The 12572-nt window shown below is 72.2% G+C and carries 7 protein-coding genes; 2 read left to right on the plus strand and 5 right to left on the minus strand.

Going from position 1 to position 12572, the window contains the following annotated elements:
• Positions 1-49: 49 nt before the first annotated feature.
• Both QRT05_RS12240 and tsaD read right to left on the minus strand, forming a co-directional pair.
• A complete protein-coding gene (locus tag QRT05_RS12240) occupies positions 50-7663 on the minus strand; it encodes a DUF5979 domain-containing protein (protein ID WP_289447553.1) in 7614 nt (2537 codons plus the stop codon).
• Between the two features lie 158 nt (positions 7664-7821).
• Positions 7822-8862, minus strand: coding sequence for a tRNA (adenosine(37)-N6)-threonylcarbamoyltransferase complex transferase subunit TsaD (gene tsaD, locus QRT05_RS12245; protein ID WP_289447554.1), 1041 nt, complete (start codon positions 8860-8862; stop codon positions 7822-7824).
• Positions 8863-8947: 85 nt separating this feature from the next.
• Between tsaD and QRT05_RS12250 the strand changes: the two genes are divergently transcribed.
• Together QRT05_RS12250 and QRT05_RS12255 are read left to right on the plus strand one after the other, a co-directional pair.
• Entirely contained in the window at positions 8948-9589 is a 642-nt protein-coding gene (locus QRT05_RS12250) for a malonic semialdehyde reductase (RefSeq protein ID WP_289447555.1), read from the plus strand.
• A gap of 342 nt (positions 9590-9931) precedes the next feature.
• Complete coding sequence (locus QRT05_RS12255) at positions 9932-10582, plus strand: CPBP family glutamic-type intramembrane protease (protein ID WP_289447556.1); 651 nt, start codon at positions 9932-9934, stop codon at positions 10580-10582.
• Positions 10583-10593: 11 nt separating this feature from the next.
• On the opposite strand, the gene QRT05_RS12260 is transcribed toward QRT05_RS12255, so the two are convergent.
• Genes QRT05_RS12260 through tsaB form a run of 3 tightly spaced genes read right to left on the minus strand, consistent with a single transcriptional unit; the run spans position 10594 to position 12571 of the window.
• Positions 10594-11430 (minus strand): sulfurtransferase, encoded by an 837-nt coding sequence (locus QRT05_RS12260; protein WP_289447557.1) that lies wholly within the window; start codon positions 11428-11430, stop codon positions 10594-10596.
• Entirely contained in the window at positions 11427-11897 is a 471-nt protein-coding gene (rimI, locus tag QRT05_RS12265; RefSeq protein ID WP_289447558.1) for a ribosomal protein S18-alanine N-acetyltransferase, read from the minus strand. Before rimI ends, QRT05_RS12260 begins: the two co-directional genes overlap by 4 nt.
• A complete protein-coding gene (gene tsaB, locus QRT05_RS12270) occupies positions 11894-12571 on the minus strand; it encodes a tRNA (adenosine(37)-N6)-threonylcarbamoyltransferase complex dimerization subunit type 1 TsaB (RefSeq protein WP_289447559.1) in 678 nt (225 codons plus the stop codon). Before tsaB ends, rimI begins: the two co-directional genes overlap by 4 nt.
• Position 12572 lies beyond the last annotated feature (1 nt).

The following is a 12572-nucleotide window of genomic DNA, read 5'->3' on the forward strand; positions in this document are numbered from 1 at the left end:
ATATCCAACAGCGCCCCGCGCGCCCCCTTCGGGGCCGCAGCCGTGCCGCTCAGACGGTGCGCCTGCGCCGCAGCGTGACCAGCACCGCACCCGCGAGCACGAGGGAAGCCGTCGCCGCGATCCCTCGCGCCACGTCGGCACCGGTGTTCGACAGGTCACCCGGCGACGGCAGCACACCTCCGCCACCGTCCGCGCAGGAGACTGGCGCGGATGGGTCGACGGCAGCCCCGGACGACGAGCCCGTCCCTCCCGTCGCCGACCCCGAGCCGTCCGACCAGGTGTTGATCACGTCCACCGGCGCGCAGACGTCGTCGCCGACCGGGAGCGCGAACGAGGCGGACGTCGCCGTGCCCTCGCCGGGGTCGCTGACCGTGCTCTCACCGTCGACGACGATCTCGACGCTGTCCGCACTACCGGCGTCCGTCTCGGTCACCACGCAGTCGGCCCCTTGAGGCAGGTCGAGATAGACGGCCTCCCAGCCGTCCGCCTCGGACACCTCCCGCGCGGGGCCGCCCGGGATGTCCACGTCGACCGTGTCGCCGTCGACCACCTGTGTGCAGGCGAGGGACACCGTGAAGACGTCGCCAGCGTGCGCAGCGGCGTCGTCTCCGGTCAGGGTCTTGAAGACGCGCACCTCGCCGACGTCGAACGTGTTGGTCACGGTCACCGCGGCCGGGTCGCCCTCGGGAACGACGACCGTGGTGCCGCCGGCGTCGCCCGCCGCGATGACGGTGCTGGTCGCGCCGCCGGTCGCCGGTTCCGTGACCGTGCACTCCGCACCGACCGGGAGGCCCTCGTAGGTGACCGGCGACCCGGGCGTGATCTCTCGCGACGCCCCGCCGGGGATGTCGACGTCGGCCCCCTCGAACGTGCACGCGAGCGAGACCTCGAACGGCCCGCCGCCGTAGAGCTCGGCGCCGTCGCCGTCCACGACCTTGTCCACCGTGATCGCACCGTCGTCGAACGTGTTGGTGGCCACGATGGCGACCGTGCCCTCGCGCCCGAGGACGTGGGGCGGGACGACGACGTCGACGGACGACCCGTCGGTGACCACAGGGTCACCACGACCGGTCGTGACCGACATGCTCGTCGAGCTCGCACCACCCGTCCCGGTCTCTGTGAGCGTGCAGTCCGCACCGACCGGTAGGTCGTCGTACGTCACCGGGTCCCCGGGCACCAGGGTGTGCGTGGCGCCGCCGGGGATGCCGACGCGCTCGTCGTCGAAGGTGCACGCCAACGACACCTCGAACGGACCCGCGCCGAACTCGTCGGCTCCGTCGCCGTCGACGACCTTGTCGACCGTGATCCGCCCGACGTCGAACGTGTTCGTCGCCGTCACCTCGACCGGGTCGTCACCCGCCGAACCGATCGTCACCCGCGACGGCTGGATGCTCGTCGACGTGGCGCCGCCCGCGCGAGGTTCGCTCACCCGGCAGACAGCACCGACTGGCAGCCTCGAGATCTGGGCCGACAGCGGCCCGGCGCCGCCGAGCACCACGGGGCTGTCGTAGACCACGCGCGGGCGGTTCGGGCCTGCTCCGTCGTCGTCGAAGGTGCAGGTGACATGGAGTGCGAACGGTCCAGCGCCGTACAGCTGGACGCCGTCGCCGGCGACGACCTTGGTCAGGTCCATCTCGCCGACGTCGAACGTGTTGGTGATCTGGGCCGTGTTGCGCGGGCCGCCCGCGAGGTCGCCGACGAGGTTCACGGTCGCTCGATTCCCCGGCGTGACGACGGGGGGACGCGATCCCTCCTGGACGGTCACGTCGATGTCCGTCGCGTTGCCCGTGGCCGTCTCGGTGACCTCGCAGTCCGCGCCGACCGGCAGGCCCGTGAGCGCGATCTCCCCGCCGCCCTCGATGGTGAGGTCCATCGGCTCGGCGGGCCCGTAGCCGTCCGCGTAGACCGGGTTGCCGAGGAAGGTGCAGCGCACCTGGACCTCGAACGGCCCGAAGTCGTCCGGGTCACCGTTCTGGTCGACCGCCTCGGAGACGACCTCCTTGGAGATGACCAGGCTCGCCAGGTCATAGCGGTTGACCGCCAGGATCGTGGTGGGGTTCTCGGGGTCTTCGCTGTCGATGGTGACCGTCGGGACGATCAGCTGGGTCTGCCCGTTGAGTGGGGTGCTCTCGGCCACGGTGCACTCGGCGCCATACGGGATGTCGGGGACCGTGACGGGAGTTCCGGGGGTCACCGTGATCGCGATGGGCGGCAGGGCGGTCTCGAGGAAAGTGCCGACGGCGGACGTGCAGGTGACCTGCAGGTGGAACTCCGCGGGCGCGTACTTCGCGCCGTCACCGATCACCCTCTTCGACACCTGCAGCGGTCCGCTCGCTGTCGCCACGCCCACCTTCGTGCCCTCGGTCGGCAGCAGGTTCACGCTCCCCCGATCAGTCACGGCGACTCCGCTCACCGCCGCCGAGTTCCACGCGACCGCCCGGTCTCCCGCATCAGGGACCGTCGCGGGGGTCATCGTCGTGCCCTCGATGGCCACCGTCTGAGCCGGTCGGAACGGGGCGTCGTCCGGGAAGGTCACGACGACCTTGAGCGCCGTCATCGACTCGTAGACCGCCTGGCTCTCCCCTCCGACCAGCTGCACCCACCCGGTCGCGGGGTCGTCCGTGGGGCAGGTCGGTTCGCGCAAGGGATCTTGCAGGTCGTCCATGCAGTAGTCCTGCACGGTCGAGTAGTAGAACGCTGCCGTCGCGTCGGCGGGTGCGTTGACGAGCGCCGGCGGGTGCGCCCGGTCCGGCACAGGACGCCAGAGCGAACCGCGCTCACCGGAGGCGAACGAGCCCGTGTCGCCAGGGGCAGGGAGGCGGTCGTAGATGACGAGCTTGCTCATCGGAAGGTTCCCGACGTTCTCCACGCGGACCTGCCAGGTCTCGTCGTGACCCGGAGGGATGACGGGAGTGCACGGGTAGAGGTAGTAGCCGTCGGCGTCCGGTGTGCAGGTCACATCCTGGTTCGCCGCGTCGGGATCCACCAGGACGTCCAGCTGGTCGCCGTCCGTCGCCTTGACCGCCTTGGACTGCGCGAGCACCGCCGCCGGGATCGGGGTCACGTCGGCCTCGGCCTCGCACTCGCCGGTCTCCGGGTTCAGGCGCACCTCGCACGTGTCCCAGGGGCGATCGCCAGTGACCCCGGCGGTGTTGTTCACCGTGGTGTTCGCGGTCAGCCCGGTACGGAACTGCACCTGGACCGTGATCGTGTAGGTCTGCCCGACCTCGAGCACGGTTCCTTCCGGGAAGGTGAACGTGAGCGCGAAGAGGTTGCCGGAGGCGTCGACCGTGACGTCCGCCGGGTCGGTGGGCATCGCCGGTCCGTTCGCGGGCGCGGGTGCGGCACCGGTCAGGGCGTAGGCGTAGTGCTCGTCGACACCGTCGGCGAGGCGCAGCTCTGGACCGTCGGCATCCCGCGGCATCGGGTCGTCGGTCACGACGGGGTCGTAGATCGGCCGGTTGCCGGTGTTCGTGATCGCGATGTTCATCGGGAACACCGCATCGGGCGCTTCGGTGCCGCGGCTGACGGTGCCGTCGAAGTCCTTGACGATCCGGACGCCGTTCTCGGCATGCTCGTAGGTGATCACACCCCGCGCGTCCGCATCCCCGCTGACCTGGACGAGGTCCCCGGTCGGGTCGTCGGGGTCGATCACCAGGTCGGCCCCCGTGACGGTCGCCATCACGTCGTTGGTCGCGAGGCCCGGCGCGTCCTCCCCCGGCGCCGGGGCGTTCGTCGCGAGGTCGCTCGGCACCGCCGTCGCCGGGTCGGAGCGCAGCGTGTCGCGCACCCGGACGTCGAGATGGACCGCCTGAGTCGGGTCTGCTGGGTTCTCCCAGATCGCACCGTCCGCCCGGGTGAACGTGAATCGCAGGCCCGTGACGTCTTCCGCCGAGACGTTGCCGGGGAGCGCGAACGTCGCGCCCGGCGTGCCGTTCGTCCACTGCCCACCGGTGAAGGTGTCGCTCGCGGGGTCGTACGAGCCCCCCGTGTAGGCGTCGACCTGAACCTGGTCGATCGGCGCGGTGAGGGTGGACGCGTCGAAGCCGACCAGGTCGTACTGGTTCCAGAAGCTTCCGTCGACGTCGGTCAGCGTCATCTCGACCGCGCGGGACGGGCCCGTCGGGCGCCCCGCGATGGTCAGCGTCGAGGTCGGGTTCGGCTCCGCGTCCGAGCCGGGCTCGACGATGGACGCCGGGCTGAACGACTTGGTCTCCTCCATGCCGATCCGCGCGTCCCGGAGCTCCATGTCCGCCGTGTCCCAGGCTCGCGGGTTGTCGGCCGACGTCCCGCCCGGGTCCGTGACCTCGGCGCCGGCGCTGTTGGCCACCGGAGAGTAGCCGGCGACCTCGACACGCGTGGTCGGCTGGTACCGGTCGAACTCACGCAGCTTCAGCGTGAGGTCGAGGACACCCTCGGCCTGGGAGACGATCCGCCCGTCGAAGCGGACCTCCACGCCGACGACGTCGGCGAGTGCCGCAGGCGCGAGCGCCTCCGCCTCCACCTCCGTGTAATCCGTCGAGACGCCCGCCTGGGTCGTGAGCCTGACCGTCGTGCCACCGTCGGGGAAGGCATCGTCGCCGACAGGCGCAGTGCCCTCTGGCGCGGTCACGACGATGTTCGTGAGGGTGAACGCGTCGAAGGGCTGCGTGCCCGCAGTCGTCTCGGGCTCGACGTCGGCCCCCGCGCTCGACGGCTCGGCGATCCGCAACGTGTCGACCCTCGCCACGGAGTTGTTGGTGGCCGTGAGGAGCGCGTGGGTCGACGGGTAGGCCGTGTCCGGGGTGCCCTCCGGCGGGACCGAGATCGGGCCGCCGGTCCACTCCTTCGTGATGCCCACGTTGATCGGCGTGTCGATGATGAGGACGTCGTCGTCGTCGACGTCGGTCCGCGTCGCGCCCTGGAACGTGGCCGTGGCGCTCGCCGTGTCGTCCACGAGGCCCGGGTTCGCCGCACCCTCGTTGTAGATCGTGCCGTTCGTGGCACCGAGGACCGGGCTTCCGTCGCTCCGCTTCTCGTCCCGCAGCTGGAAGGTCAGGTCGAGGTGGCGACCGTCGGCCTGCGTCGAGCGCGCCACACCGTCACCCGCCGCGGGGACGGTGGGATCGCTCGGGAACTCGGCTCGGGACGGGGACTCGGTGTACGTCAGGCGCACCGACGTGGCCGCCGCGCTCTCGTCGGCGGACAACGTGTACCCGGGGAACGATCCGACGCACGGGACGGCGACGCTGCAGGGGTCCCCGACGGCGTCCACCCATGTGCCACCGATGAACAGCTCGACCCCGGTGATCGCGTCGTACCGCATGAGCGGGTCGGTCGCGGCATCGACGGCCTCGACCCGGCGCAGATCGAACGCGTCGTAGAACGAGTCGGCGATCACGGTGCCGGCGGGTGCGGCCACGTCGCTGAGGACCATGGGGTCCACGCCGTTGAAGCCGTTGGTGGACCAGGTGAGCTGCGCCGTGATCTGGTCCTGCGTGCGGGCGCGCAGCGAGTACGGCTCGTCCGACTGGCCCGGAGGCGCGAGGAACGTCTTGTCGAAGAAGTCGAGGTCGCCTGGATCGGTCGGCACGGGGAACGGGTCGACCGTGTCGCAGCCCTCCGCCGGGGCAGTCGGATCGACCGTGGCGGACGACGCGCTCGACGCACCGCAGTTGGAGATCGGAGCGTCGCGTTCCTCGGGACCGTCGTACGCGGCCACGACGTTCGGCTGGAACGAGGTGCCGGGAGGAAACCCGGCGTCCGAGTGGTAGGAGAACTGCACGCCATGGGCATCCGCGGGTAGGTCGCAGTTGACCGTCGTCGGGCCGGCGAACGTTCCGCAGCTCGGGTCCGTCACCCACTGCGTGCCGTCCCAGTAGCTGACCGTCAACGTCGAGCCTGCGGGCACGTCCGTCGAGCGCACCGCGGTCGCGTCGAAGTCGGACCAGAACTCGCCGGGATCGGCAGGGTCGGTGGGGTCCTGGATCACCACGTCGTTCGCGCCGGTCGTCGACCCGTCGGGGCCGAACGGGAGCAGCTGGGTCGGGAGCTGGACGATGACGGTCTGGCCAGGAAGCGCGGGGATGGTCGACGGCGAGATGTTCTTGCCCGTCTCCGTCGCGAGGCGGTCGGTCAGGGTCACGAGGTCGGCCGACGCGGTGTCGTCGGCGTTGGGGACGGTGGCTGTGACCTCGTTGGGGTGGGTGACGTCGTCCGCGGCCTGGTCGGGGTCGGTGTCCGCCGTGAACGGGACGGATGCCTCGGCGCCGGAGACGATGGGACCCGTGAACGTGACGGCGAAGCCGGTGACGTCGCAGCCGGGCGGAGGGTTCGGCAGGGTGTTCGGGGTCGCGGTGCTCACGCTCGGCGTCGTGGCGTCCGCGCAGGCGAAGGTCACGCGCGCGGTGTCGGCGTTCGCAGGCCACTGCACGCCCGTGCCGTCCCCGTCGGGCCCGAATCCCGTGAAGGTCAGCGGGTCCGCACCCTCGAAGGGGCTGTCCGTGCCCGGCGAGGGCTCCGTGATGGTCATGGACGTCGTCGGGTCACCGTTGTTCGTCGCACCGATCGTCACCGTCGTCGGGTCTCCGGCACTCACCGTCGCCGGGTCGAACGACTTGGAAGCCGTGACGCTGTTGTTCGGCGGCGTGATGACGTACGTGTCGTCGGCGTCGGTCGGAGTCGACTCGTCGCCCCCGTGCGTGACATGCGACGTCGCGTCGTTCGCCACCGTCGTCGGGTCGGTCAGCGCGGTGACCGCATCGGTCTGCTCGACCGCGACCGGGACCGACGCGGTCGCGCCAGGCTGGATGTCGCCGCTGAACGTGTAGCGGACACCCAGGACGTCCTCCGAGGGCGTCGCATCGGTGAGCGGCTCCCAGGAGTCGCCGTCCCAGTACTCCTCCGTGACCGTGTCGGCGTTCGGCGGGTACGTGATCTCTCCCGTGCCGGTGTACCCCAGCAGCGTGAACGGGTTCGGGGCGGCCGACGGATCCACCGGGTCCTGGATGACGAGCGTGTCGACCGGGTCGTTCGACGTGTTGGTCGAGCCCAGCGTCACCGTGGCTGCCGTGCCGGGAGACGCGATGCCGCCCGTCGGCTCGATCGACTTCGTCGTGTCCGAGTCGAGCACGAGCGGCACGATCGGCGCGATCGCATCGGACGCGTCCTGGCTGGCGGCGTTGTCGGCCACGACGGTTGCGGTGTTGGTGATGGACTGGCCGCTCTGCGAGAACGGCAGGTCGGGATCGACCTCCGCAGTGACCAGGATCTGCGCCTGCCCGCCGTTCGGCACGCTCGGGTTCGTGTAGGTCACCGTGTTCGAGTCGGTGTCGGCATCGATGACACCCCCGGCCGGGCCGCTCTGGATGGACGCACTGACGAGGTCGACGCCGTCGGGCAGCGGGTCGGTGAGCACCGTGTTAGTGCACGGGTTCGCGTTCGGGTCGGAGCAGGAGACGGTGACGACCCACTGGACCTGGTCCCCGGGCTGGTAGGGGCCCTGCGAGATCTCGACCTTCTGGATGCCCCAGTCGGCGGCAGCCGCCGGGAGCGCCGGGACCACCACCAACGGGACCGCGATCAGCGCTGCAGCGGCCCCCGCGGCCGCGAGGTCGGTCAGGCGTGGTCGTCGCTGGGTTCGAGGAGGTCGCGCCCGCTGGCTGTCCCCATCCGACGACCGCATCGCGGCACCCTCCGCTCGCCTCGCCCCGCGCACGCCCGCTGGCGGAGCACTTCAGACAAAGCGACCATCTCACACGGAGCCCGACGACGTCGCCCGGCGGGGCCGGACGCTTCAGCGCTGAACGTGCACCTGATCCATCGCCCAGGCGGCGGATGTGGCTAGACGAGGACGGTCGTGAGCGGCATCGAGGAGTCGACCGGGATGTCGAGCGACGACGGCGGCAGCCCGCGGCTCACCACGGCCGAGCCGAGCGCCGCGATCATCGCGCCGTTGTCCGTGCAGTACCGGATGGGCGGGATCCGCAGCTCGATCCCCGCCTCGGCGCACCGCGCGGCGGCCATGTCCCGCAGCTGGGAGTTGGCAGAGAAGCCTCCGCCGACGACGAGGGTGGAGACGCCCTGCGCCCGGCACGCGGCGATCGTCTTGGCCGTCAGCACGTCGGCGACAGCCGCGGCGAACGAGGCGGCCACGTCGTGCAGCGGGATCTCGAGGCCGGCGTCCTGGCGTGCCTCGACCCAGCGCGCGACGGCCGTCTTGAGGCCCGAGAACGAGAAGTCGGTGGCGTGCTTCGCCTGGTCCTTGGGTGCCGTGAGCCCGCGCGGGAAGCGGATCGCGGACGGGTCGCCCTCGCGCGCGAGACGGTCGATGTGCGGGCCGCCGGGGTACGGCAGGCCCAGCAGACGGCCCACCTTGTCGAAGGCCTCCCCCGCCGCGTCGTCGAGCGTCGAGCCCAGCTCGGTCACGTTGACCGTGTCGTCGATGAGCAGCAGCGACGAGTGCCCGCCCGACACGACGAGCGCCATCACGCGCTCGGGGAACGGCCCGTCGACCAGCTCGTCCACGACCGCGTGCCCGATGACGTGGTTCACGCCGTAGAGCGGCTTGTCGAGCGCGACCGCGAGCGCCTTGGCCGCCGAGGCGCCGACCGTCAGGGGGCCGACCAGCCCGGGCCCGGCAGTGACTGCGATCGCGTCGACCTCGCCGAGCGACACGTCGGCCGTCGCGAGGGCCCGTTCGATCGTCGGGACCATGGCCTCGAGGTGGGCGCGCGAGGCGATCTCGGGGATGATCCCGCCGAACCTCGCGTGCTCGTCCACCGACGAGGCGACCGCGTCCACCAGCAGGTCGTGGCCACGGACGAGCGCGACGCCCGTCTCGTCGCACGAGGTCTCGATCCCGAGCACGAGGGGTTGCGCCATGTCTCAAGGATAGGCGGGCACGAGGAGTGACCAGCGTCACCGCGATCCGCGGAACACGCGTCGGTCGTTGAAGATTGAACGAGTCATGACCACTGACACCACCGTCCTGGACGGCCTCGACTTCCCCGTCCCCGCTCTCGCCGTCGGCGACGACGTCGCCGACCTGCTGTTCCGGCAGGCCCGCACGATCGGGACGTTCACCGACCAGCCCGTCACCGACGAGGAGCTGGCCGCGGTCTACGACCTCATCAAGTGGGGGCCCACGGCGATCAACACCACGCCGCTGCGGCTCCTCGTCGTCCGCACACCCGAGGCCCGCCAGCGTCTGGCGGCGCACGTCAACGACGGCAACCGCGACCGCGTGCTCGCCGCGCCGGTCACCCTCGTCGTCGCGTCCGACCCGGGCTTCCACCAGCACATCCCCACGCTGGCGCCGCACATGAGCGCGCTCGCCGACGCGCTGGACCCGCAGACCGAGCAGCGCGAGCAGATGGCCCGCATGAACACCCTCATCCAGTTCGGCTACCTCATCGTGGGCCTGCGTGCCGCCGGTCTGGACGCCGGACCCATGGCGGGCCTGGACACCGCGGGCGTCGACGCCGAGTTCTTCGCGGAGAACGGCTGGCAGTCGCAGCTCATCATCAACGTCGGCCACCGCGAGGGCGAGGGCACGTCCTACCCGCGCGCGGCGCGCCTGGACTACGAGCAGGTCTCGCTGACGGTCTGACCAGCCGACTGGCGGCACGCGACGAGCGCGCATCCCCGCGGGGGTGCGCGCTCGCGCCGTCTCACCAGCGGCCGGCCCCGCGCACCTTGCCCGCACCCGCGAGCACCGTGAGGATGCTGGTCTGGCTCCTCGGTCCGGGCACGCACGCGAGCGAGGAGCACGGTCGACGACACGGGGATCGAACCGCATGGCGACGCCGACGCAGGAGCCGTGGCGACGCCGCCTGTCCTGCCTCTGGTTCGCCGTGGCGGTGATCGTGTACCTGGCGATCATCCAGGGCGTCGGCGCCCTGCTGAACGACGTCGCCGACCTCGGCGACGACGCGTTGTCGACGACGCGCGGGTGCTGCTGGGCATGTGGATCCCGCTGGGGCTCGCGCTCGTGTTCGTCTACGCGCTCGTCGCCTGGCTGGGGTGGTGGCGTCCGGTGTTCCGCGACGAGCGGCCGGTGCAGCGCTGGGTCTGGGCCGTGCCCGCGGTGTTCGTCGTGTGCATCGTCCTGGCGATCGACTACTCCGCCCTGTCGGAGAAGAGCCTTGGGTTCGTCCTCGCGCTCGTCGTCGCGACCCAGATGGTCAGCTGGGGCGACGAAGGGATGTTCCGCGGGATCGGCGACGTCACGCTGCGCGACCACGGCCTGCCCGAGGGCACGGTCGCGCTGTGGTCGAGCGTCGTCTTCGGACTGGTCCACATCACCAACGCGCTCGGGTCGCGCGGCGCGGGCGCGCTCGGCCAGGCGGTCGCGGTGAGCCTCGCGGGCTACTTTCTCTACCTGGTCCGGCGGGCCGCGCGGAGCACCTGGCTGAACTCCGTGCTCCACGGCTTCTTCGACTTCGCCATCCTCACCGGAACCGCGATCCTCGTGGACCAGAAGGCCTACGCCGGCTCCGTCGCGGCCGTCCTCGCCTACCTCGTGCTGGGGATCCTGCTCGTCGTGCGACGCAGGCACATCGAGCCCGCAGCGACGCCACCGGCGAGCGCCGCCGCCGCGTGAGCGCGCGGTCGTCAGGACCCGGTGACCACCGGGCGTGACGCGTCGTTCGACCACTGCGACCACGAGCCCGGGTAGAGCGCGGCCTCGATCCCGGAAGCGGCGAGCGCGGCGACCTCGTGAGCGGCCGTGACGCCCGAGCCGCAGTAGACCGCGACGGGCGCGCCGGCGGCGGCACCCAGCGCGCGGAACCGGTCGCGCAGCGCGTCCGCGTCCAGGAAGGTGCTGTCGGACGCGAGGTTCGCCGTGGTCGGCGCCGAGACGGCACCCGGGATGTGGCCCGCCCGCGGGTCGACGGGCTCGACCTCACCCGCGAACCGCTCCGCCGCACGGGCGTCGAGCAGGGCTCCGTCCCACGCGGCGGCGGCGTCCGCGTCGATCGTCGGCATGCCACCGGGTCGGACCACGAGGTCGCCCGGCTCGGCGGCGACCTCGCCCGCCTCGAGCGTGAGGCCGGCCGCCGTCCACGCGTCGATCCCGCCGTCGAGCAGGCGCACCTGCCGGTGCCCGGCCCACCGCAGCAGCCACCAGGCTCGCGCCGCCGACGTGCCGCCGCTGGCGTCGTACGCGACCACCGGCTGGTCCTCGCGGACGCCCCAGCGCCGCGCAGCCGCCTCGAGGTCGGCGACGTCGGGCAGCGGGTGCCGCCCCTCGGCCGCGCTCGGCGGGGCGGCGAGCTCGGCGTCCAGGTCGACGAACACCGCGCCCGGGAGATGCGCGGCGAGGTACTGCTCGTGACCATCGGAGCGTCCCAGCGCCCAGCGCACGTCCAGCAGCACGGGCGGCTCGTCCCCCGAGAGCTCGGCGGCCAGGCTCACGGCGTCGACCAGCACGTCGTCACGAGTGCTCATGCGATTCCCTCCGGTCGGCCCGACGGTGCGGACAGCTCGAGCCGCATGGTCCAGGCGTCCTTGTTCTCTGGTTGGTAGTACCCGCGGCGCAGGCCCAGCCGCGCGAAGCCCGCGCCTTCGTACAGCCGCAGCGCCGGCTCGTTGTCCACCCGGACCTCGAGCAGCACCGAGGCCGCACCCAGCGCCCGGGCCCGGTCGACGAGCGCGTCGAGCATGACGCGTCCGAGCCCGCGGCCTTGGTGAGCCGTGCCGGTCCCGATCGTCATGACCTGCGCGTCGTCTCCGTCGAACCACAACCCGGCGTACCCGGCCAGGATTCCGTCGACGTCCACGCCGATGTACCACCGGCCCGGGCCGGTCAGCTCCTCGGCGAGCATCGCCGCCGACCACGCGCCCGCGCCGAAGAGCTCGCGCTCGAGCGCCTCGAGCGCGGGCAGGTCCGCCGCCGTGAGCGGACGGACGCTCATCCGCCGACGCGCTTGCTGCCCGCGGACGGCACCGCGTCGGGTCGGCGCAGGTACAGCGGCTCCGTGGGGAGGGCCTGCCCCAGCTCACGCCGGGCCAGCGCGAGCCTGGCCAGCTCGGCGGGGTCGGGGTCGAGCAGCCCGTCCGGGACGGGTGCGTCGCCCAGGTCGGCCGGGTAGAGCGCGACGCCGCGCCCGACGACGATCGCGCCCGGCTCGACGGTGACGGCGGCGGCGGCTCCCACGGTCGGGCCGGCCAACACGCTGACCTCGCCGGGGCCGTCGGCGCGGTAGCTGGACCAATAGACCTCCCGCCGGCGCGCGTCGGTGGCGACCAGGATGGTCGCGCCGACGGGCGCGGTGCGCGAGGCCGCGGCGGCGATCGCGTCCAGCGACGGGACGCCGAGCACGGGGATCGCCAGGCCCAGGGCGAGCGTGCGCGCGGTGACGAGGCCGACGCGCAGGCCCGTGAACGGCGCCGGGCCCGTGCCGGCGACGATCGCGGTGAGGTCGCGGCGATCGACGCCGGCGTCGGCGAGGACGGCCGTGATCATCGGGGCGAGCAGCTCGGCGTGGTGGCGTTGCTGGCTCTCCGACCGGGAGGCGAGCACCTCGCCGGAGTCGGAGGTCAGCGCGACGGCGACCGCGCCGGAGGTGTCGAGAGCGAGGACGGGCACG

The organism is Cellulomonas edaphi (assembly GCF_030362815.1).
In the GTDB taxonomy this organism is placed as follows: Bacteria; Actinomycetota; Actinomycetes; order Actinomycetales; family Cellulomonadaceae; genus Cellulomonas; species Cellulomonas edaphi.